General features: G+C 71.3%; 20 protein-coding genes. 8 read left to right on the top strand and 12 right to left on the bottom strand.

Features of this window, described 5'->3' with window-relative positions:
- Positions 1-49: 49 nt before the first annotated feature.
- Both ACIBI9_RS16890 and ACIBI9_RS16885 read right to left on the bottom strand, forming a co-directional pair.
- Positions 50-763: a class I SAM-dependent methyltransferase gene (locus tag ACIBI9_RS16890; RefSeq protein WP_397222995.1), complete on the bottom strand. Its 714-nt coding sequence runs from the start codon at positions 761-763 to the stop codon at positions 50-52.
- A gap of 5 nt (positions 764-768) precedes the next feature.
- Positions 769-2,316 (bottom strand): alkaline phosphatase D family protein, encoded by a 1,548-nt coding sequence (locus ACIBI9_RS16885; RefSeq protein WP_397222994.1) that lies wholly within the window; start codon positions 2,314-2,316, stop codon positions 769-771.
- Between the two features lie 206 nt (positions 2,317-2,522).
- Between ACIBI9_RS16885 and ACIBI9_RS16880 the strand changes: the two genes are divergently transcribed.
- The gene (locus ACIBI9_RS16880; protein ID WP_397222993.1) at positions 2,523-3,800 is read left to right on the top strand and encodes a Glu/Leu/Phe/Val dehydrogenase; all 1,278 of its coding nucleotides are present in this window, start codon (positions 2,523-2,525) and stop codon (positions 3,798-3,800) included.
- A gap of 169 nt (positions 3,801-3,969) precedes the next feature.
- On the opposite strand, the gene ACIBI9_RS16875 is transcribed toward ACIBI9_RS16880, so the two are convergent.
- Positions 3,970-4,965, bottom strand: coding sequence for an MBL fold metallo-hydrolase (locus tag ACIBI9_RS16875; RefSeq protein ID WP_397222992.1), 996 nt, complete (start codon positions 4,963-4,965; stop codon positions 3,970-3,972).
- A 73-nt stretch (positions 4,966-5,038) separates the two neighbouring features.
- Between ACIBI9_RS16875 and ACIBI9_RS16870 the strand changes: the two genes are divergently transcribed.
- Entirely contained in the window at positions 5,039-5,665 is a 627-nt protein-coding gene (locus ACIBI9_RS16870; protein WP_397222991.1) for a TetR/AcrR family transcriptional regulator, read from the top strand.
- Positions 5,666-5,879: 214 nt separating this feature from the next.
- Here the strand turns inward: ACIBI9_RS16870 and ACIBI9_RS16865 are convergent, their stop codons facing one another.
- A complete protein-coding gene (locus ACIBI9_RS16865) occupies positions 5,880-6,326 on the bottom strand; it encodes a MarR family winged helix-turn-helix transcriptional regulator (RefSeq protein ID WP_397222990.1) in 447 nt (148 codons plus the stop codon).
- 49 nt (positions 6,327-6,375) lie between these two features.
- Between ACIBI9_RS16865 and ACIBI9_RS16860 the strand changes: the two genes are divergently transcribed.
- From ACIBI9_RS16860 to ACIBI9_RS16845, 4 genes are read left to right on the top strand one after another with little or no spacing between them, the layout of a single operon-like run.
- Entirely contained in the window at positions 6,376-7,455 is a 1,080-nt protein-coding gene (locus tag ACIBI9_RS16860; RefSeq protein ID WP_397222989.1) for a substrate-binding domain-containing protein, read from the top strand.
- A 52-nt stretch (positions 7,456-7,507) separates the two neighbouring features.
- Positions 7,508-8,875, top strand: coding sequence for an APC family permease (locus ACIBI9_RS16855; RefSeq protein WP_397222988.1), 1,368 nt, complete (start codon positions 7,508-7,510; stop codon positions 8,873-8,875).
- Positions 8,872-9,876 carry an acetamidase/formamidase family protein gene (locus tag ACIBI9_RS16850; protein ID WP_397222987.1) on the top strand — a complete coding sequence of 335 codons (1,005 nt, stop codon included), beginning with the start codon at positions 8,872-8,874 and terminating at the stop codon, positions 9,874-9,876. Before ACIBI9_RS16855 ends, ACIBI9_RS16850 begins: the two co-directional genes overlap by 4 nt.
- Before the next feature lie 57 nt (positions 9,877-9,933).
- The gene (locus ACIBI9_RS16845) at positions 9,934-10,755 is read left to right on the top strand and encodes a trypsin-like serine peptidase (protein ID WP_397222986.1); all 822 of its coding nucleotides are present in this window, start codon (positions 9,934-9,936) and stop codon (positions 10,753-10,755) included.
- Here ACIBI9_RS16845 and ACIBI9_RS16840 read toward each other — a convergent pair.
- From ACIBI9_RS16840 to ACIBI9_RS16830, 3 genes are read right to left on the bottom strand one after another with little or no spacing between them, the layout of a single operon-like run.
- A complete protein-coding gene (locus tag ACIBI9_RS16840) occupies positions 10,739-11,626 on the bottom strand; it encodes a Gfo/Idh/MocA family protein (RefSeq protein ID WP_397222985.1) in 888 nt (295 codons plus the stop codon). The two genes, ACIBI9_RS16845 and ACIBI9_RS16840, sit on opposite strands and share 17 nt — an antisense overlap.
- Positions 11,623-12,534, bottom strand: coding sequence for an NAD-dependent epimerase/dehydratase family protein (locus ACIBI9_RS16835; RefSeq protein ID WP_397222984.1), 912 nt, complete (start codon positions 12,532-12,534; stop codon positions 11,623-11,625). Before ACIBI9_RS16835 ends, ACIBI9_RS16840 begins: the two co-directional genes overlap by 4 nt.
- 2 nt (positions 12,535-12,536) lie before the next feature.
- On the bottom strand, positions 12,537-12,890 hold the full coding sequence (locus ACIBI9_RS16830) for a YrdB family protein (protein ID WP_397222983.1): 354 nt from the start codon (positions 12,888-12,890) through the stop codon (positions 12,537-12,539).
- 113 nt (positions 12,891-13,003) lie between these two features.
- On the opposite strand from ACIBI9_RS16830, the gene ACIBI9_RS16825 reads away from it, so the two are divergent.
- Positions 13,004-13,696: a TetR/AcrR family transcriptional regulator gene (locus ACIBI9_RS16825; protein ID WP_397222982.1), complete on the top strand. Its 693-nt coding sequence runs from the start codon at positions 13,004-13,006 to the stop codon at positions 13,694-13,696.
- A 10-nt stretch (positions 13,697-13,706) separates the two neighbouring features.
- Here ACIBI9_RS16825 and ACIBI9_RS16820 read toward each other — a convergent pair whose 3' ends face one another.
- The 5 genes from ACIBI9_RS16820 to ACIBI9_RS16800 all read right to left on the bottom strand — a co-directional run bounded on the left by ACIBI9_RS16820 (position 13,707) and on the right by ACIBI9_RS16800 (position 20,848).
- Entirely contained in the window at positions 13,707-14,297 is a 591-nt protein-coding gene (locus ACIBI9_RS16820) for a TetR/AcrR family transcriptional regulator (RefSeq protein WP_397222981.1), read from the bottom strand.
- A 6-nt stretch (positions 14,298-14,303) separates the two neighbouring features.
- Positions 14,304-16,658: a PEP/pyruvate-binding domain-containing protein gene (locus ACIBI9_RS16815; protein WP_397222980.1), complete on the bottom strand. Its 2,355-nt coding sequence runs from the start codon at positions 16,656-16,658 to the stop codon at positions 14,304-14,306.
- Positions 16,655-18,040: an MFS transporter gene (locus ACIBI9_RS16810; protein ID WP_397222979.1), complete on the bottom strand. Its 1,386-nt coding sequence runs from the start codon at positions 18,038-18,040 to the stop codon at positions 16,655-16,657. Before ACIBI9_RS16810 ends, ACIBI9_RS16815 begins: the two co-directional genes overlap by 4 nt.
- A gap of 81 nt (positions 18,041-18,121) precedes the next feature.
- Positions 18,122-19,408 (bottom strand): MFS transporter, encoded by a 1,287-nt coding sequence (locus ACIBI9_RS16805; RefSeq protein WP_397222978.1) that lies wholly within the window; start codon positions 19,406-19,408, stop codon positions 18,122-18,124.
- Positions 19,409-19,441: 33 nt separating this feature from the next.
- Complete coding sequence (locus tag ACIBI9_RS16800; RefSeq protein WP_397222977.1) at positions 19,442-20,848, bottom strand: M20 family metallopeptidase; 1,407 nt, start codon at positions 20,846-20,848, stop codon at positions 19,442-19,444.
- A 140-nt stretch (positions 20,849-20,988) separates the two neighbouring features.
- On the opposite strand from ACIBI9_RS16800, the gene ACIBI9_RS16795 reads away from it, so the two are divergent.
- A complete protein-coding gene (locus tag ACIBI9_RS16795) occupies positions 20,989-21,897 on the top strand; it encodes a LysR family transcriptional regulator (protein WP_397222976.1) in 909 nt (302 codons plus the stop codon).
- Positions 21,898-21,915 lie beyond the last annotated feature (18 nt).

Below are 21,915 nucleotides of genomic sequence, written 5' to 3'. Positions count from 1 at the left end.
CACCCTGTTGTTGGCCGCACGCCGGAGGGCGGTTCCGCTTTTCTTGTGGCTACGGGAGGCGCCACACCTCCATCCCCTCCGGAGCCGGCTCCGGGGTGAAGCCCGCGGTCTCCAGCTCCGAGACCAGCCGTTCCCGGGTGGGCCAGTGGTTCGTCAGGACCACCTCGTCCTCGCTGATGGCCACGCCGTGCTGCCTGATCCGGTAGACGAAGCGCGTGGTGACGCTCTCCCCCTCGGCCTCCAGCACCTGCCCGGCCACCTCGTACGCGTGCCTGCCGACCTGGTACGACCCCATGACCTCGAGATCACCCGGCACCGGCGCGGTCCGCTCGCGCCAGTTGAACACCAGCCGCCCGCCCGGCTCCAGCTGCCTGGCCAGCACCTGCCACAGCGTGGCCCGCTCCTCCGCGTCGAAGCTCTGCAGGACGGAGATCATCACGACCGCCTCGACCGGTTCGTCCACCTCCACGTCGAGCGCCCCGTACGGCAGCACGGTCACCCGCCGCAGCGTCGAGGGGTCGGACGCCAGGCGGGAGACCAGGACCGAGCGCATGCCCAGCGACGGCTCCAGGGCGTAGATCTCGGCCGGCGTCTCCCTGGCGATCAGCTCGGTGATCAGGCCGGTGCCCGCGCCGATCTCGAGCACGCTCCGCCGCACTTCCTTCAGCAGCAGGGGAAGAAGCTCCCGCACCATCGGGACGTGCCCGTCCTCGTGCCAGAGGTCGTAGAACGGCACGGCGGCGGCGTAATCATCCTTGTGCATGCGCTTCAGCGTAGGCGTACGGAGTCGATCGGCCTGACCGCATCGCCGACGGACTCGAACCAGGTGACCTCGTCCGGCAGGGTTAACGTGGCCACCGCGTTCTGGAACCAGGGCCCCTTCGTGACCCGCCACCTGAACGGCGGCCGCGGGATGCCCGCCAGCCGCGCCAGCACGCCGCCGACCAGCGTGGCGATCGAGAACTGGGTGAACACGTTGGCCCAGCGGAGCAGGCGGCTGAGCGGGTTGCGGATCGGCGAGCAGACGATCTGGAAGATCTGCCCGGCATCGGCCTTGGCCAGGTAGGAGTAGTGGACGTCGCCCGAGAGGATCAGCACGGGCTTGCCGACCTTCACCAGCAGCCCGGCCAGGTCCTCGAACGAACGCCGGAACGCCGCCCAGTGCTCCAGGTCGATGGCCTGCCGGAACTTCTCCGACCACCGCCGCGCGAGAGCGCCCCACTTGCCGTCGCACAGGGCCTCGTTCCAGTTCTGCACGCCGTGGACGCCCTCGGGGAGGAGGAACGGGATCGACGAGCCGATGATCAGCCGCTCGGCCGGGGCGGTGACCTGCTCCTCCAGCCAGGCCCACTCCCCCGGGTCGAGCATGCGGCGGTCGCCGGGCGTGAGCTGCCTGGCGCACCTGGTGTCCACCATGATCAGGCGGGCGTTGCCGAGGTCGCGGGCGTAGCTCCAGCGGTTGCTGCTCGGCTCGGCGTCGGACTTCTCCGCGAACTCGTCCAGGGCCGCGCCGCCGTCGCCGTCCATCAGCTTGCGCAGCAGCGGGTCCTCCGCGCGCTCGGCCGGCGAGAGGTTGCCGAGGTGCTGATAGATCCAGTACGCCCCCAGCCCCGCGACGACGCGGCGCTGCCACCACGGCACGGCGGCCATCTGCTCACGCCAGGGCTGCGAGGTGTTCCAGTCGTCGCGCAGATCGTGGTCGTCGAAGATCATCGCGGTCGGTACGGTGGACAGCAGCCAGCGGATCTCCTCGTCGGTCCAGGCCAGGCGGTAGAGCTCGGCGTACTCCTCGAAGTCGGCGATCTCCCCCTGCGGCTCTGTGCTCCTGCGGGAGCGGAGGTGTTCGAGCATCGCGGGCGAGGGGTTGTCGGCGTAGACCTGGTCGCCGAGGAGCACCAGCAGGTCGGGCCACTCCTCGTCGTCTGCCGCGGGCAGGTGCTCGCCGTAGGCGCGCAGGACGTCGTCGCCGTGGGTGAGGACGTACGCGGCATCATGCGGGACGCTGGTGCGGCACGAGCCGAACGCCAGCTTGCGCACCCCATCGGCGGGCAGCAGCCGGATCCGGCTCGGCGGGCGACCCGCCAGAGGCCATACCTGCTCCCCGTCGAGCCTCACCGAATACGACCCGATATCCTGGGAGAGTTCAACGAGATCCACGATCGCGTAGTGGTGACCGTGCACGGTGAAGGTAGGCGACCGGTAAGACCTGCCGTCCGCCTCGATGGTGACCGTGCAGGGCTCGGCGGTCTCCATCCAGATCGAGGCGCTGACGGAGTCCACGTATCGCAGCATCGGCCCCATCACGAGTGCGGGCATCTCACTCCCCGAGATATTCACGATTCGGCACACTGACCGGACGCAAGCCTGCCAGAGTGACACGGTCCACAGCACCTCGGGATTTCATCGACTGCTAGGCAAGCTCAAACCCTCCGCCCTAGGATGATCGAGACAAGCACGCCCAAAGCGGGAGGCAAAGGCGCTTCCCCCTTAAAAAGGGCGTCATAGCAGGAGGATTCTCTTCCATGAGCATCATGGTGCCGTCAAAGACGCCGGCCCTGATCACCCCGGGCCGTCAGGCCCTCGACTCCGCACTCCACCAACTCGACCAGGCCGCCGAGCAGCTCGGACTCGACGACGGGCTCCGTACGATGCTGGCCACGCCCCGGCGGTCGCTGACCGTCTCGGTCCCGGTCCGGCGCGAGAACGGCCGCTTGGACGTGGTGCAGGGCTTCCGCGTCCAGCACAACGTCTCGCGGGGCCCCGCCAAGGGCGGCCTCCGTTTTCATCCGGACACCGACATCCACGAGGTCACCGCGCTCGCGATGTGGATGACGTGGAAGTGCGCACTGGTCGGCATCCCGTACGGCGGCGCCAAGGGCGGCGTGGCCGTGGATCCGTCCACACTCACCGAGCGCGAGCGGGAGCGCATGACCCGCCGCTACGTCAACGAGGTCATGCCGCTGATCGGCCCTGAGCAGGACATCCCGGCTCCGGACGTCGGCACCGACGCGCAGACCATGGCCTGGATCATGGACACCTACAGCGTCCACACCGGCTTCCCGGTGCCCGGCGTCGTCACCGGCAAGCCGAAGACGCTGGGCGGCTCGCACGGACGCATGTCCGCCACCTCGCGCGGCGTGCAGATCGCGGCGCTGGCGGCGCTCGGCCGCTCGCCCGTCGGCAGCACCGTGGCCGTGCAGGGCTTCGGCAAGGTGGGCGCGCCGGCCGCGCAGTTCCTGGCCGACGCGGGTTGCAAGGTGGTGGCCGTCTCCGACGCCACGGGTGCCGTGTACGCACGCGGCGGCCTCGACGTCCCCGCCCTGGTCGCGTACGCGGCCGAGGCCGGGGGCGTGCACGGCTTCCGCGAGGCCGACGCGCTGACCCATGACGAGCTGCTGGAGCTGGACGTGGACATCCTCGTCCCGGCGGCCCTCGAAGGCGCGATCACCGAGGCCAACGCGCCCCGGATCCGCGCCCGGCTGATCGTGGAGGGCGCGAACGGCCCCACCACGCCCGAGGCCGACGAGATCCTGACGGCGAACGGCACCACGGTGGTGCCCGACATCCTCGCCAACGCGGGCGGGGTGATCGTGTCCTACCTCGAGTGGGTGCAGAACCTGCAGGCCTACTCGTGGAGCGCCGAAGAGGTCGAGCTCAAGCTGCGCGAGCTCATGCTGGAGGCCTTCGCCGAGGTGAAGTCGGTGGCGGCCGAACGCGGCCTGACACTCCGGCAGGCGGCACACGTCATCGGCGTGGGCCGCGTCGTCGAGGCCCACCAGCTCCGCGGCCTCTACCCGTAACACACCTCAGTCCCACCGACTGAACCACGGTGGGCGCGCCACCACCGCGCGCCCACCCCTCCCCCGCAGCACCTCACCAGCCCACCCTCGCCCCACCCCGAGAAACCCCGCCCTTCTCCCCGAAGGACGCGAGCCCACGTCGGCGGTGGCGTGGAGCCGTGACACCCGCCTACTGGTGCTGGTAGAGGCGGTAGGTGGCCAGGATGTTCAGCCGGTGGAGGTCCCGGCAGAGGGCGAGCATCCCCTGCTCGGCCAGTTCCCGCGGCACCGGATAACGGGCCAGAGCAGCCGCCAGACCGGGATCGAGCGCCTCCGCCCACGGGTCGGTGCAGGCCGCGTACGTCTCCTCCAGGCTGCGTCCCGCCTCCACGCTGGCCAGCACCTCATCGTGCAGCCGCTCCAGATACCCGATGAGGGCGTCCACCGCCGCCGGCCCGTCCCCCATCGGACCGTGACCCGGGACGATGGTCTCCAGCTCGGGCAGCGCCTCCCGCATCCCGCGCAACGACCCCAGGTACGGCTCAGGTCCGCCCTGGAGCAGCATGTGGGCCGTACCCGCATGACAGAGGAAGTTGCCGGTCCAGGCGGTACGGGTGTCCGGGACGTACACGACGGTGTCGCCCGGCCCGTTGCCGGAGCCGAAGTGGTGCAGCTGGACGACGCGCCCGCCGAGGTCGATCTCCGCGTACGCGTCGAACACGAGGTCGGGCCGGCGCCACGTGGTGACCGCGTCGAGCAGGGCGTCGTCGCCGTACATGTTCGCCGACCTGGTCTGCTTCTCGTACGCGAGGTCGGCCATGTTGTCGCGGTTCGCCCGGGACGAGATGACGACGACCTCGTCGGGGAACGCGGCGTTGCCGAAGCTGTGATCGCCGTGGTACGTGGTGTTGACCAGGTAGCGGAGGGGCCGGTCGGTCAGGTCGGCGGCGATCGCCTGGATTTTTGCTGAAATTTCGGGCGTGATCCCGGCGTCGACGACCAGCGCCGCGTTCCGCCCGGCCACCACCCCGTTGTTGTCCTTCGGCGGGAGGCTCGCCATCAACGCGTACACGCCCTCGGCGAACGCGTGCGGCACCAGTTCCAGACCCACCGGCGACAGGTTCGGCCCGCCGTAACCGGCCGGCCGCTCGGCGATCTCACGCTCGGGAATCCGCGAAGTGGACATTTCCGCTCCCATCTCTCTGTCCCTCAAAATTAATCGAACGAGCGATTATTTTTCAAGGTGATTGGATGTCCCTGTGAGCAGCATCACCAGCGGCCGCCGTCCGGGCCGTCCTTCCAAGGCCGAGGCAGGCGACACCAAGGCCGCACTCCTGGACGCCGCACTGCGCCTGTTCGCGCAGAAGGGGTACGCGGGCACCTCGATCAGGGCCATCGCCAGAGAGGTGGGGTTGAGCGAGAGCGTCCTTTACGCGCACTTCGCCAGCAAGCAGGCGATCTACGACGCGGCCATGTCCCTGGCCGGCCCGCAGGCGGCCGACGTGGCGCTCGACGAGGCCCCGGACGATCCGGCGGCCTTCGTCGAGTCGTTCGCGGCCCGGGTGCTGGCCGCGTGGGACACCCCGCAGTCCAGGCAGGTCATGAGCCTGGTCTCACGCGACGGCCTGATCCACGACGACGCCCTCTCCGCGGGCATCGAGAACGTACTGGGCCATCTCGCCGAGGTGTTCGCGCGGTGGCAGTCGGAGGAGCGCATCCGTACGGACCTGGGCACTCCCGACGACCTCGCCTACGCCCTCCTGGCCCCGATCGCCCACGCCCGCCTGCTGTGGCTGCACGGGGACGCCACGGAGGCCCAACGCGAGCGCGCCCGCGACCGCATCAAGGCCCACGCCACCCTCTTCGCGAAAACCCTCACCCCCTGACCCCACCACACCCGCCCCCTCGAAGGACCAGCCCACGTCGGCGTTGCGCTCGACGACGGACCGGCCCGCCGCCCAACCCTCGCCCTTCTCCCCCAAGGGACCCCAGCCCGCGTCGGCGATGCGCTCGGCGACGGCGAGACGATCCCGCCGACCGCGGCTGAGGTCCCCTTGGGAAGGAGCGCAGGAAGCGGGCATAAGCCGGCGGGCGGGCGGGTCAGACGCGGAGTTCGGCGTAGTCGAGGGCTTCCATCAGGCTCTCCAGGTCCCGCATGAGCTGCTCCGTGCGCTCCCGCCCGAACGCCCCCGCGATCAGCCCGTGATGCTCGGCCACCGCCCCATCCACCCGCGCCAGCAGCTCGGCCCCCCGGTCCGAGACGAAGACCGCCACCCGCCGCCGGTCGCCCTTGGACGGCCCGCGGTAGACGAGCGCCCGGTCGATCAGCCGGTCGATGGCCTTGGTCAGCGTCGGGTGCGGCATCAGCACCGCCTCCGCCAGCTCGCCCATCGAGTCGCCCCGGCCGTCGGCCAGCGCCCGCATGATGCGCCACTGCTCGACCGTGACGTCCTCGCCGGCCAGCACCGCGGCCAGCCCGCGGTTGACGCTGCGCTCCGCACGGCTGAGGAGGTACGCGAGTGAGGACCCGAGCCCAGAGGTGGTCATGGAGAAAGGTCCTTTCATCGGAGAGCTAGAACGGAGGATACTCGTCGGCGTGGCGGCGACCGTCGATCCGTTGGAAGCGCGGCTCATACCGTCGGAGTCGATCAGGATCGGCCTCGTCGTGCCCGTGTCGGGGGTGCTCGGCCTGATGGGCCCGTGCGCGATCAACTGCGCGGTGCTGGCCGCCGAGGAGGTCAACTCCGGGGGCGGCGTGCTGGGCAGGCCGGTCGAGCTGGTGCTCATCGACGGCGGCAGGCCCGCGCGCCAGGTGGCGGCCGAGGTGGCCGGGCTGGTGGGCTCGGAGACGGTGCAGGCCGTCGCGGGCGCGCACGCGAGCGACGTGCGGGTGGAGGTCGTGGCCGCGATCGCCGGGCGGGTGCCGTTCGTGTACGCGCCGCCGTACGAGGGCGGCGGCCACGCGCCGGGCGTCTACTTCCTCGGCGAGACCCCGGGCAGGCAGCTCGCGCCGGGCATCGAGTGGCTGGCCGGCACGCGGAAAGCGCGCCGCTGGTACCTGCTGGGCAACGACTACGTCTGGCCGCGCCTGGTGCACGCCAGCGCCCGCAGGCGGCTGCGCGCCCGGGGTGCGAGCGTGGTGGGCGAGAGCTTCGTCGCGTACGGCGACGCCGTCAGCCGGCTCGACCGGGTGGCGGCCACCAGGCCCGACGCCATCCTGCTGACGCTGATCGGCAGCGACCTCATGGCGTTCAACCGGGCGTACGCGGCCGCCGGGCTCGGCGCGGCCCGGCTGTGCGGGGCGCTGGAGGAGCACGGCCTGCTGGGCGTCGGCGGGGACGTCACCGGCGAGCTGTACGCGTCCATGGGCTACTTCCGCGACCTGTCCACCGACGCCGGCCTCGACTTCGCCGAGCGGTACGCGGCCAGGTTCGGCGAGGACGCCCCCATGCTGAACGCCCACGGCCACGGCTGCTACGAGGCCGTGGCGATGCTGGCCGCGCTGGCGGCGCGGGCGGGGTCGCTGGCCGTGCCCGAGCTCGACGCGGTCGCCGACGGCACCGAGATCACCAGCGCCCGTGGCACGCTCACGCTGCTCGACCGCCAGGTACGCCATCCCGTGCACCTGGGCAGGGCGGACGGCCTGGGATTCTTTCTAGAGAAACCTTTTCAGTAGAAAGCTTTGGCTCTAGGGTGCGAATCGCCCCCCACGCAGCTAGGAGCCGTACATGAGCACAGTCGAGCAGTTCGGCTACCGCCAGGAACTCCAACGTTCCCTGGGCTTCGCCGACCTGATGATCTACGGCTTGATCTTCATGGTGCCGATCGCCCCGTTCGGCATCTTCGGCCACGTCTTCGCCGTCTCCCACGGGATGGTGGCGCTCGCGTACGTCATCGGCCTGGTGGCGATGGCGTTCACGGCACTGTCGTACGCGCAGATGGCCCGCGCCTTCCCCATGGCCGGCTCGGTCTACACGTACGCGGGCCGGGGAATCGCCGCCCCCGTCGGGTTCATCGCCGGGTGGGCGATCCTGCTCGACTACGTGCTCGTGCCCTCGCTGCTCTACCTCGTGGCCGGCGTGGCCATGAACTCGTTCGTGCCCGCGGTGCCCGTCTGGCTGTGGCTGGTGGCGTTCGTCGCACTCAACACGGTCGTGAACTATCTCGGCATCCAGATGACCGCCAGGATCACCCGGATCATGCTGGTGGCCGAGCTCGCGGTGCTCGCGATCTTCCTGGTGGTGGGCGGTGTCGCGCTGGCGCAGGGCAAGGCGCAGACCGGCGCGTTGACTCCGTTCTTCGACTCCGCCGGATTCAGCTGGAGCGTGGTCCTGGCCGCCGCGTCGGTGGCCGTGCTGTCGTTCCTCGGCTTCGACGGCATCTCCACGCTGGCGGAGGAGAACCGTGAGGACGCCCGCCGGCTCGGCCGCTCCATGGTGGCGGCGCTGGCACTGGCCGCGGTGCTGTTCGTGGCGCAGACCTGGGTCGCCGCGCTGCTCACCCCCGGCCGCGACGCTCTGATCGCGAACGACGACCCGGCGGGCAGCGCGTTCTACACCACCGCGGAGTTCGCCGGCGGGCACTGGTTGTCGGTGCTGACCGCCGTGGCCACCGCCGTCGCGTGGGGGTTCGCCAACTCGCTGGTCGCGCAGGCGGCCACCTCGCGCCTGCTGTTCGCGATGGGCCGCGACCGCCAGCTCCCCTCCTTCCTCGCGAAGGTGGATCCCAAGCACAAGGTGCCGGTCAACGCGACCCTGGTGGTGGCCGCGCTCTCGTTGATCATCGGCGTCTACATGAGCACCCGGCCGACCGGCATCGGCGAGCTGAGCTCGCTGGTCAACTTCGGCGCCATGGCCGCGTTCCTGCTGCTGCACGTCTCCGTCGTCGTCCACTACGTCGTCAGGCGGCGCAGCCGCAACTGGCTCGCGCACCTGGTCGTGCCCGTGGTCGGCATCGTCGTCCTGGTGGCCGTCGTCTTCAACCAGAGCGTCTACGCCCAGTGGGCCGGCGGCATCTGGCTGGCCGTCGGCCTCCTCGTCCTCGGCATCTCGTACGCCCGCGGCCGCCGGCCCGTACTCCCCTCGGAGGTCAAATGAATGTCGTCTCCTACCGTCCCTCCCCGGAGGACCTGAGCTACACCTTCGGGGGACGCTCGGCCGTCGGCAAGGTACGGCCGGGCACGATCCTGGAGCTGTACACCGAGGACTGCTTCGGCGGCCGCGTGCGGACGGTGGACGACCTGCCGTCGCAGGTGTGCGAGTTCCCCTATCTGAACCCGGTGACGGGCCCCTTCCACGTCGAGGGCGCCGAGCCCGGCGACACGCTGGCCCTGCACTTCGTGAAGATCACACCGGCCAGGGACTGGGCGGTGTCGACGACGTTCCCCCACTTCGGCGCGCTGACCAGCACCCACACCACGGCCACGCTGCAGCCGCCGCTGGAGGAGCGGGTCTGGCGGTACGACATCGACCTCGACGCGGGCGTGGCCGTCTACCACGCCCGCAACAGCGACTTCAGCGTGGCGCTGCCGCTCGACCCGATGCACGGCACGGTCGGCGTGGCCCCCGCCGCGAACGAGGCACGCATGACGATCACCCCGGACGCGCACGGCGGCAACATGGACACCCCGGAGCTGCGCGCGGGCGTCACCGTCTACCTGGGCGTCAACGTCGAGGGCGGAATGTTCTCGATCGGCGACGGCCACGGGTTGCAGGGGCACGGTGAGGTCTGCGGCACCGCCGTGGAGTCGGCCATGAACACCGTGGTCGCGGTCGAGCTGATCAAGGGGGTGGCGACGCCGTGGCCGCGGCTGGAGGACGATCTGCACCTGATGTCCACGGGCTCGGCCAGGCCGCTGGAGGACGCGTACCGGATCAGCCAGCACGACCTGGTCACCTGGACGTCGGAGCTGACCGGGCTGGACACGCTGGACGCCTACCAGCTCGTCAGCCAGGCCGGCCAGGCGCCGGTCGGCAACGTGTGCGACACCAACTACACGATGGTCGCGAAGCTGCCCAAGGCGTATCTGGGCCGGCCGGCCGCCTACGAGTCGGCGCACGCCCGGCTGCGCGCGCTGGGCTCTCAGTACACAAGTTGAGGTAAAGATTGATGTTGCAGGTCAGAGCACTGATCATCGTCACCTTAAGGTGGGACTGTGCTCAGGTTGGTGCTGTCTCTGGTCCTGCTCGACCCAACCGCCGTCGCCGAGGTGTCGCAACGTAACGTCCCCGTGCCCCGCGTCCTGACCCCCGACGGCGATCGCCTGGGCTACGCGCCGGTCCCGCGCCCCTACACGGGGGCGCGGCGCCTCACCGGGGTGCTGCTCGGCCGCGACCCCGTGACGCGGACGAACGTGCTGTGCGGGGGCACGGTGATCGGCTCGCGCAGCCGCAGCCTGGTGGTCACCGCCGCGCACTGCCTTCACCAGCACGGCCGCTCGCTCCAGCAGGTGACCTTCCTGCCCGGCTACGACCTGGGGCAGCCGAAGCTGGGGGTCTGGCCGGCCGTGCGCGTGTGGGTTCCCGCCAAGTGGCGCACCGAGCCGTACTCGGCGAGTCTGCTGCCGTACGACGTCGGCCTGGTCGGCGTGGCGCGCCGCGAGCGCCCGCTGGAGGCCGTCACCGGCAAGGGCGTGCGGCCGATGCCCACCACCAGGGGCACGAAGCTGCGCGGGCTCGAACTGCTCGGCTATCCGGCGGGCAAGGGCTATCCGGGCACGAAGATGTACCGGTGCGTGGGCGACGCTAACGAGGGCGGCTCCGAGGGGCCCGGGCTGATGATCACGCGTAACTGCCACGCCGCCGCCGGCGGGAGCGGCGGTCCCGCCCTGTACGGCGACGCGCTGGCCGGCATCGTGTCCTCGTCCAGCCCGATGACCGACACCCAGGGCTACACCGTGCTGACCAGGCTGGGCGGGCCCGTGTTCGGGCGGATGCTGGCCAAGGCCGACAAGGAGATGCTCAAGCTGCCCGGCTGACGATCTCCTCGCAGACCGCGTGGGTGACCAGGGCGTCGTCGGCGGCGATCCGGCGGCCCTCGCGCACGGCGGCGAGGAAGTCGAGGCAGATCTGCTCGATGCCGCGCTGCCTGGCCACCGGCACCCAGTCGGGGCGGCGGGCGAGCGTCTCGCCGCCCCGGTAGTCGATGACGTCGCCGAGGTTGGCCACGCGGCGCTTGGCGCCGTCGCCCATGGCCTCGCAGGTCTCCTCGCTCGCCCCGCTCGCCCGGTTCATGACGCCGATGGCGGTGAAGCCGTCGCCCGTCAGCTCCAGGACGACGTGCTCGAGGAGGCCGTCCTTCACGCGGGTCCTGCTCCTGGTGCCGGTCACCGGGCCGGGGGCGAGGAACCTGAGGGTGTCCACCACGTGGATGAAGTCGTCGAAGATCACCCGGCGCGGCTCGTCGGGCTGGTTGTCGCGGTTCTTCTCCATGAGGATGAGATGACGGGGATGGGCGGCGAGCCCGGCGTATCCGGGCGCGTACCGGCGGTTGAAGCCGACCATCAGCGACCTCCCCTCGGTCTCCGCGAGCCGTACGAGCCGCTCCGACTCCTGGAGCGTGTAGGCGATCGGCTTGTCGACGTAGACGTGGATCCCTGCCATGAGCAGGGGCTCCACGATCTGCGGGTGCGCCTCGGTGGCCGCGTGCACGAACGCCGCGTCGGCCCCCGCCTTGATCACCTCGTCCACGCTCGTGGACCGCCCGGCGATCCGGTAGGTGTCGCCGAGCCGGTCCAGGCGGGCCTGGTTGCGCGTGCAGAGGTGCAGGTCGAGGGCGGGCTGGGCGGCGAGCACGGGAAGGTACGCCTTCTCCGCGATGTCACCCAGGCCGATCAAGGCTATCTTCACGCGTCGAGCGTAGCCTTGAGCGCCACTTCGATCGGCGTAGGCGCGACACCGAACGTGGTCTGGAAGGCCGAGGAGTCGAGCACGAACGGGTCCGTGAACTGGTATCTGACGTGGCCGAGCTCTCCGATCATGGGAGAGAACAGGCCGGCCACCCTGACCAGCGGCCACGGGAGCCGCGCGAACTTGGGCGCGGGCCGCCCGAGCAGCGCGGCCATCCGCTCCCCCATCTGGCGGAAGCTCAGCGGGTCGCCGGTGGGCACGTGCCACGGCCGGCCCCAGGCCCGCTCGTCGCCGCCGGCCACGATCAGCGCGTCGGCCACGTCGGGCAGGTAGGTCCAGCTGTGCGGCACGTCGGGCGGATAGACCAGTTGGATGGCCTTGCCCTGCCTGAGCGGCACGAGGAACCGGTCGCCCAGGTAGGACTGGTCGCTTGCGCCCGGGCCGAAGAAGTCGGAGCCGCGCACCTCGGTCGCCCTGATCCGGCCCGCCTCGTGCGCGGCCAGCGCGTCCCGCCACATCTTCGCCCGCACCCGGAACTTGGGGTTGGCGGAGGCGAGGGGCAGGTCCTCGGTCATGGGGCCGTTGACGGGCCCGTACGGGTAGAGGTTGCCGAGCATCACGTACACGGCGCCGCTCGCCTCGGCGGCGGCCAGGAACGACTCGGCCATCGGCGGCCAGTCGGTGAGCCATTGGTGGTACTTGGGGTTGACGCAGTTGTAGAGGACGTCGGCCCCCTTGGCGGCCTCGATCAGCCTGGTCTTGTCGGAGATGTCGGCGGCCACCTTGACGGCCCCTTCGGGACCGCCGCCCGAGCGGGTCACGACGACGACCTCGTGTCCCTGCGCGAGAAGCTTGTTCGCCACATGCGTGCCGACCTGGCCGGAGCCCACGACGACGTGCTTACCCATGATCAGACCTGCTTCCAGATGATGCGGAGTACCGCGTTGACGACGAACACAGCGAAGAAGACGACAGCGGGGGTCACCAGGCCGGAGGCGTAGAGAGCGACGGCGCCGCCGCCGAACCAGAGGATCTCCAGCGCGGCGCGGGCCAGGCCGGTGAGGGGGAACGTGGCGTTGGCGCCCCCACCCGCCCCGAACAGCGCCCAGGCGGCGATGAACAGCGCCGGGGCGCCCACCCCGGCCAGCACCTTGATCCACCAGGCGGCGCTCAAAGTGAAGCCCCAGTAGCCCACGGAGGCCAGCACGCCGAGCTCCAGGAAGAACATCAGGATGGCGTTGGCGCCTTTGACTGTGCCGAGCATTTCGGTCCTCCGTGAACTGCCATTCGCTTACGAGAGCAATGCTCTCTCAAGAGAGCACTAATCGTCAAGAGCACTGCTCTCTTTTTTTGGCACCGCTCTGATAGCCTGCTCCCATGACAGCCAGCCGTACCGCCAGAGAACGCGTCAGGGCCGAGCTCACCAGGGAGATCACCGACATCGCGCGCCGCCAGCTCGCCACCGAGGGCGCCGGCGGCCTGTCACTGCGGGCCGTCGCCCGGGAGATGGGCATGGTCTCCTCGGCCATCTACCGCTACTTCCCGAGCCGCGACGACCTGCTGACCGCGTTGATCATCGACGGCTACAACGCGCTCGGCGAGACCGTGGAGCGCGCCGACGCCGAGTGCCCGCAGGGCGACTACCCGCGCCGGTGGATGACGGTCTGCCACGCCGTACGCGACTGGGCGGTGGCGCACCCCCACGAGTACGCGCTGCTCTACGGCTCCCCCGTGCCCGGCTACCAGGCGCCGCAGGACACGGTCGCGGCCCGGATCCGCGACGTCACCGTGCTCGGCCGGATCATCTCCGACGCCTGGGCCGCGGGCGCGATCCAGGCCCCTCCCGGCGAGGCCCCGCGCGAGCTGGCGTCGGAGGCGGAGGGGATCCGGGGGCTCATGCCCGGCGTGCCCGACGACGTGATCTGGCGCGGCCTTTCCGCGTGGACCGCGCTGTACGGCTGGGTCAACTTCGAGGTGTTCGGCCAGTTCAACAACACGATCGAGAACAGGCGCGCGGCGTTCGAGCACTCGATGCGGCTGGCGGGTTCGGCGATCGGGCTTGCTCAGTGAGCGGTGGCGCTCAGCTCGGCTTGAACAGCGGCACCAGCACCTCGTCCACGATCGCGACGACGAGCTCGTCGGGGACGGGCGAGCCCTCGAACAGGAAGTGGTGGCGCAGCAGCGCGTGACCGGCGTCGAGGCGGCGGGGGGTGACGGCCCCGGGGGCGACCTCGCCGCGCTCGACGGCCCGGCCGACGACCTCCTCCATCAGGCTCCTGGCGGTGCTCTGGGAGTCCTTGCGCAGGGCGCGCAGCGGGGACCCGCTGCTCAGCGCCTCGCCGAGCAGCCCGCGCATGGCCTCGCCCGCCGGGCCCGACAGCGCCTTTGCCGTGATCCTGAGCATGGCCACCAGGTCGTCGCGCAGGTTGCCGGTGTCGGGCGCGGCCCCGGGGATGGGCAGCGAGTTGCGGACCGCGTCCATCACCAGCTCGATGCGGGTGGGCCAGCGCCGGTAGAGCGACGCCTTGCTGGCCCTTGCCCGCTCGGCGACGCGCTCCATGGTCAGCCCGGCGTAGCCGGCCTCGGCCAGCTCGTCGAGCGTCGCCTGGAAGATCGCCGCGTTCAGCGCCTCGCCCCGGCGTCGCGGCAGCTTGCGGTGGTCGGTCACCATGGCATCTTAGATAGCCCGGGTGACGCGACCGGTGTCGCCGTTCACGGTCACCGACTGGCCGTCCGCCAGCACGGAGGTGGCCCTGCCGGTGCCCATGACGGCCGGGATGCCGTACTCCCTGGCCACGATCGCGGCGTGCGAGGCCGCACCGCCGGCGTCCACGACCACGGCCGAGGCCAGCTGGAACAGCGGCGTCCACGACGGGTTCGTGTACGGGCAGACGAGCACGTCGCCGCCCTCCAGCTTGGCGAACTCGGCGGGCTCCCTGATCACCTTCACCGGCCCGGTCGTCACGCCGCCGCTGGCCGGCGCGCCGGTGACCAGCGCGTCCCCCGTCTCGCGGACCGGGAAGACGGCCCCGGGGTCGATCAGCCGCACGCCTGACAGCTCCTCCCGCTTGGCCGCCCGCGCCCTGACCGTCTCGCGCAGCCGTTCCCGGTCCGCGCCCGCCATCGCGGTCACGTCGCGGATGGCCTCCAGCTCCGGCAGCCGCAGGTGGAAGACGTTCTCCGGCCGGTCCAGCACGCCCTGCCCTCGCAGGCGGCGGCCGATCTCCAGGAGCGATCTGCGCAGGACGGGCTGCGGCATCATGAAGTAGAAGTGGCTGTCCTCGCGGAACGCGACGCCCGCGCGGGCGGCCTCCGCCCACCGCCGCATCCGGGCACGGCCTCCGGCTTTCAGCCACGGGTGGCGGAGCAGGCGGTCGAGGGCGTCGTCGCCGTCCTTCCGCGCGGGCGGCCCGGCGGCCAGCACCTTGATCAGGTCGATGACGGTCCCCGGGGCGTCGGACCAGGTGGGCGTGGTGACGAGGATCGGGCTCGAGGTCTCGCGGTGGCCGTACTCGGCCAGGAACGCCCGCAGAGCCTCCTCGAACTCGGCCGGCCTCGGGCTCTCATCGAGCGCGCCCGTGCGCCTGGCCAGCTCGGCCAGCCGTTCCAGCGCCTGGTTGGCGTCGGTAGTGCGGGTACGCGCCCCGTGCAGCAGGTCGCCGAAGAGCCTGCCGCGCCCGAGCAGCTTGACCGCCACCAGCAGCCGCAGCAGCGCGAATCCGGTGCCGGGCAGGTAGTCCATGCGCAGGTCGGCCACCGGGCGCACCAGGTCCAGGGCCTGCCTGGGCACGCGGACGAGCTCCGCCCACGGCAGCTCCGCCAGGTCGCGGGCGGCCAGCTCCCTGACCCCGGCGAGATAGGCGCGGAAGCGCGGGTCCCCGGTCCAGCGGGCGGGGTCGAACCTCCTGGCCCTGGCCAGCAGGCTGAACGGGACGGCCGGCAGCTTCCTGGTGGGGCGCGGCTTCTGCGGAACGAGCTGGTAGACGACGCCGTCCTCCTCCCGCAGGAACCCCTCGAACACGCCGGCCATGCCGAAGCTGGCCGCCACCCTGGCCATCAGCCCGACCGGGCCGTACGGGATCCAGGTCGTCATGTCGATCGGATAGGGCCGTTCCGGGAGGTACTCCATCAGAATGGTGGCGATGCGGCGCTGGATCGGGTTGAGCCTCCCGACCGGGGGCGGCGGCAGGGCGGTCATGGGGCGGGCCTGCAGCAGGTGGACACGACCGGCCGCGTACGCCCACTCGATGTCCTGGGGCCGCCCGAAGTGCGCGGCGACCTCCTTCCCCAGCCTGGCCAGCTCTCCGAGCGCCGCGTCGGGCAGGCGCTCCTGAACGGCCGAGCCGGTCTCGCGCGTCACGCCCCCGTCCGCCGCGCCCCTGATGACGACCTCGCGACGCCCCGGCGTGAAGGCCGTGCCGGCGTCGGAGATCACGTAGTGGTCGGGCGTGACCAGGCCGGACACGACGGCCTCGCCGAGCCCGCTGCTGGCGTCGACGACGAGCTGGGCGCGGTCGCCGGTGACCGGGTTCGCGGTGAACATGACGCCCGCCAGGTCCGCCTCGACCATGCTCTGCACCACGACCGCGATCCGCACCTCGGAGCCGTCGATGCCGAGCCGGGCGCGGTAGGCGACGGCGCGGTCGGTCCAGAGCGAGCCCCAGCAGCGGCGTACGGCGTCGAGCACGGCCTGCTCGCCCACGACGTTCAGGTACGTGTCCTGCTGGCCGGCGAAAGCGGCCCCCGGCAGGTCCTCGGCGGTGGCGCTGGAGCGCACGGCCACGGGCCCGCCGCCGAGGGCGGCGTACCCGCCCGCGACGGCCTCCCGCAGTTCGTCGGGCAGCTCGACCTGCTCGAAGTGCGCCCGCGTGCCGTGCCCCTGGGCGATCACGTCGTAGGCGTGGGTGGTGACGACGAAGCCGCCGGGTACGGGGAAGCCGTTCCTGACGAGCTCGCCCAGGTTGGCGCCCTTGCCCCCGGCCATGGCCAGGTCGCCACGGCCGAAGGCGTCGAGTGGTGCGACGAGTTTCACGATTTCTCCTCGGCGTAGGCGGTGGTGCGGAGCGGACGCGCCGGCAGCGCCAGCGCGAGGAAGAACGCCACGGCCAGCAGCGGCGCCATGGCCGCGAAAACCGGCGGCACGGCCGCGGCGAAGGCGTCCCGCATGCTGTCGGGGACGTCGGAGGGGTTCGTGGCGGAGATCCCGGACCTCAGCGTGATCAGCGCACCCACCAGCGCGACCCCGGCGGACGCGCCGATCTGGCGCAGGAAGGTCACCGACGAGGTGGCGGTGCCCAGGTCGGCGTACTCCACGGCGTTCTGGGCGGCCAGCACCATGGTCTGCATGACGAGCCCGACCCCCAGCCCGGTCACCAGCATCGCGCCGGCCAGCGCGAGCGGGTCGCGGCCCGCCAGGCCGATCAGCCCGAGCCCGGCGGCAGCCAAGGCCGTACCCGCGATCGGGTACGGCTTGTACCTCCCGGTCCGCGTGATCAGCCGCCCGGACACGACGGTCGTGGCGAGCACGCCCGCCATCAGCGCCGTCACCAGCAGCCCCGCCCACGTCGCGCTGGAGCGCAGCGCGATCTGCAGGTAGGCCGGCATGTACGTGATCGTCCCGAACAACGCGAACCCGATGAGCAGGCTGATCGACACCGGCACCGCGAACGCCCGGTCGCGGAACAACCGCAGCGGCAGGATCGGGTCCTTGGCGAACCGCGCGCTGACCAGCCACGCCAGCGCCCCGGCGGCCGCCACGCCGAGATAGGCGAGGTTCCTGGTCTGCCCCAGCAGGACCACCCCGACCACGGTGACGGCCAGCGTGGCGGCCCCGGCGACGTCGAGCGGCGCGCGGCCCGCTTCCCTGGGCGGCCGCGGCAGCCGCAGGGTGGCGCTCAGCACGACCAGCGCCAGCACTCCCAGCGGCGGGTAGATCGCGAAGATCCACCGCCAGCTCAGCCGGTCGACGAAGAACCCGCCGATCAGCGGTCCGCCCACGGCGGCCACCACGTACATGGCCCCGATGAGCCCGAGGTAGCGGCCCCGCTCGCGCGGGCTCACCACCTCACCGATGATCGCCTGCGCCCCGATCATCAGCCCGCCGCCGCCCAGGCCCTGCACGGCGCGGAAGGCGATGAACTGCGGCATCGACGTGGCCACCGCGCACAGCACGGCCCCGGTCACGAACACGACGATGGCGACCTGCATGGTGGGCTTGCGGCCGTACCGGTCGCCGAGCTTGCCGTAGACGGGCATGACCACGGTGGCGGCGGCGAGGTAGGCGCTGACGACGGCGGGCATCTGGTCCAGCCCGCCGAGGCTGCCCGCCACGGCCGGCAGCGCCGGCGCCATGATCGTCTGATCGAGCGCGCCCAGCAACATCGCCAGCATCAACCCGGACAGCACGGCGCCCATGACGCCCTCCTTAGAGAACGAGTCGTTCTCTAAGGAGCATAGGATTCATTTCAAGGAAACGCAACGTTCACTAATTGGGCCTCAGCGGATGCCGCGGGTCCGGAGCGCGCAGGCCAGGGCGGCGACGCTCAGGAAGGAGACGGCCAGCAGGTAGTACGCCGGCGACACCTGCGAGCCGGTTCCCGAGACGAGCGCCGCGGCGATGGCGGGGGTGAACCCGCCGAAGGCCGCGACCGCCGCGTTGTAGCTGAACGACAGGCCGGTCGCGCGCGCCTGCACCGGGAACGCGTCGGCCATCACCGACGGCAGCGCGCCGAAGTAGGCGGCCTTCAGCAGGCCGAGGATCGTCATGCAGAGCGTCAGGGTCAGGAACGACGGCGACGCGGTGAGCCAGAGGAACAGCGGGACGACGCTCGCGCCGATCAGCACCGCGGCCGGGATCATGATCTTCAGCCGGCCGAACCGGTCGGCCAGCAGGCCGACGAAAGGCGTCGCGACGGTCAGGGTGACCCCGGTGATGAGCAGCGCGACGAACGACAGCGAATCGTTCAGGCCCAGCTCTTCGATCCCGAAGGTCGGCATGTACTGCAGGATGAAGTTGAGCGCGGTCGAGATGACCAGCGCGCCACCGGCGATCAGCAGGCCGCCCCAGTGGTCGCGGAAGACCGACCGGATCGGCGAGGGACGCTTCCCCGTCGCCTCCGGCGTGACCGCCGGCGACTCCAGCACGTACCGGCGGATGTAGAGGCCGACCGGAAGAACCAGCAGGCCGAACACGAACGGCACCCGCCAGCCCCAGGCCGCCATCTGCTCCTTGGACAGCACGGCGGTCAGGCCCGCGGCGAACCCGGAGGACATCAGGGTCGCGAGCCCCTGGCTGGCGAACTGGAAGCTGCCGAGGAAGCCCTTGCGGCTTTCGTCCTGCTCGACCAGGAACGAGGTGGCGGCCCCGAACTCGCCGCCGGCCGCGAATCCCTGGATCAGCCGCGCGACCACGATCCCCACCGGCGCGAGGAGCCCGAGCGTCGCGTAGCCGGGCATGACCACGATCAGCAGGGTCCCGAGGGCCATCAGCCAGATCGTCAGCACCAGTGCCTTCTTGCGCCCGTGCCGGTCGGCGTACGCGCCGATGACCAGCCCTCCGAGCGGACGGATCAGGTACGTCACGCCGAACACCGCGTACGCCTGCACCAGCTGGACGCCAGGGGCGCCGGCGGGGAAGAACACCTGTCCGATGTAGGCCGCCATCAGCGCGTACACGGCGAGGTCGAACCACTCGAGCGCGTTGCCGATGGTCGCCGCCGCGATCGCGCGGCCGGCGGAGCCACGCGTCGCGGGCTGGGTCGAATCTGTGGAGGCGACGGCCATCGAAGGTCCTTCCGGTGGGGGGGCTGACGTCCGTCAGACCGGGCGGGGGGCGGGATGAGGGTGGTCGGCCGAAGGGTTGCCGAGGGCGTGGAACAGCGCGGCGGCCAGCACGACGCCCTCACGGGCGATCCCGGCGAGCAGGTGCTCGTCGGGCGCGTGCTGGAGACAGCCCGGGTACGAGTGCGGCAGCCACAGGGTCGGCAGGCCGAGGACGTCGGTGAAGACGAAGTTGGGCAGGGAGCCGCCGATGTTCGGCAGCAGGGCGACGGGCCTGCCGGTGACCTGCTCCAGCGATCCCCTCGCCCATCGCACCCACGGGTCGTCGAGTGCCGTACGGCTGGCCGGGAAGTGGCCCAGGACGCTGACGCCGACCATCGGGTAGCCGTGGGCGGCGAGATGCTCGGCGACGGCCCGCTCCACGCCGCTCACATCGGTCCCGGCCACGTACCGCAGCTGCAGGATCGCGCGGGCCCGGCCGGGGATCGCGTTGACGGGGTTGTCGATGTCGGCCGACCCGAGCGCCAGGACCTCCAGCGTGTTCCAGCCGTACAGCCGCTCGGCGGCGGTCAGGCCGGTGTCACCCCAGCCCTCGTCGGGAGCCGGGTCGCCGGGGCTGTTCGCGACGGTGACGCCGGCCAGCGCCTCGCGGACCGCGTCCGGGAGCTCCGGCGGCAGCAGGGCGGGCACCTGGATGCGCCCGTGCCCGTCGACGCAGCTCGCGATCGCGCCGGCGAGGGTGGTGGCGGGGTTGCGCAGGACGCCGCCCCAGTTGCCGGAGTGGTAGGTGTTGGGCCGCAGATCGACCTCGAGCTGGATGTCGACGCCTCCGCGCGACCCGAGGAACAGCGTGGGCGTCGCCGCGTCCAGGCGCGGGCCGTCCGAGGCGATCAGGACGTCCGCCCGCAGCTCCTCGCGGTGCGCCGCGGCGAACTCGGCCAGCCCCGGCGAGCCGATCTCCTCGCCGGACTCGAACAGGAAGATCAGGTTGAACCCGAGCCTCCCCTGCCGGGCGAGCAGCAGGCGCAGCGCCGCGAGGTTGGTCAGGTGCTGCCCCTTGTTGTCTGCCGATCCGCGGCCGTACCAGCGGTCGCCGTCGGCGGTCAGCGTCCAGGGGTCACGGCCGTCGCTCCACCGGCCGGCGTGGCCGTCCACCACGTCGGCGTGGCCGTAGCAGAGGAGCGTCGGCAGCGAGGGGGACTCGATTCGAGTGCCGACCAGGAACGGACCCCCATCCGGGACGGGGTTGGGGTACTCGGTCACTGAGCACCCCAGGCCGGTCAGCGCGGGTGCCAGAACCTCATCGAGGTATGCCTTGACGGCAACGCGGCTTCCCGGCTTGGTGCTCTCGGTGGGATAGGAGACCATCGCGGCGAGGTCGGTGAAGAACGCGCCGGAATCGACGTACTCCTCCGCCTGTTCGATGAGGTCTGCTGGGATCACGAGAGGTTCCTCCGGGGATCGCGGGTGCCGTGCTGGTCAGCAGCGTAGGACGGTTCATGGGCTGGGACCATTGCCGTTTGCCGCAACGAGCGTTCTACTATTGGCAAACCCGTGCCCGAAGCATGACCTGGAGGTCCCCGATGCAACTCCTGCCGGTGGGCCTCTCGTACTTCCTCGAGGTCGCCCGGACGGGGTCGGTGACCGAGGCGGCCCGTACGCTGACCGTCGCGCCCTCGGCGATCAGCAGGCAGATCGCCAAGCTGGAGTCCGGGTGCGGGGTGCCCCTGTTCGTCCGGCATCCGCGGGGGATGGCGCTGACCGAGGCCGGGTCCCGGCTCCTCGCCCATGTCCGCCGCAGCGAAGCCGAGGCGTCCGCCCTGGTGAACGAGTTGCGGACCGGACGTGGAGCCGATGTCCGCAACGTCACGGTGGCCTGTTCGGAGGGGTTCGGACGGCGGATGGTCCCGCGGGCCATGGCGGCCTTCCGGCGCGACCACCCCGACGTGACGTTCCAGCTCGACGTCGTACCCCGGCAGGAGGCCACCCGCCGGGTGATCGAGGGGATCGCCGACGTCGCCGTCACCTATGCGATGGGGCCGCAGCACGATGTGCGGGTGGAGTGCGCCGTCGTGATCCCGGTGGTCGCGATCGTCCCGCTCGGGCACGAGCTCGCCGGACGCGATCAGGTCGGGCTGGCGGAGCTGTGCGAGCACCCGCTGGCCCTCGCCTCCTCCGGGACCAGCCAGCGCGAGCTCTTCGACATCGGCACGCAGATCGAGGGGCTGACGGTCCGCCCGGTGCTGGTCTGTGACGGGCTCGGCCCGCTGCACGAGTTCGTCCGCTGCGGGGGTGGCATCGCGCTCGTGGGAGATCTCGGCGACCTGCACCGGGAGGCCTCGGCCGAAGGGGTCGCCTACGTACGGCTGGACCACCCGGTGTTCCGCCAGCGGGAGGCCCAGGTGCAGACCGCCCTGGGCCGCCGGCTGCCCTGGTCGGTGACGCAGTTCACCGGGCTGCTGGTCTCACTGCTCAGCCCGCCGCCCAAGTGACGAGCAGCCCCTTGGACG

The organism is Nonomuraea sp. NPDC050451 (genome assembly GCF_044458585.1).
The sequence above is the reverse complement of the archived record's forward strand: the minus strand, read 5'-3'. Positions and strand labels throughout refer to the sequence as shown.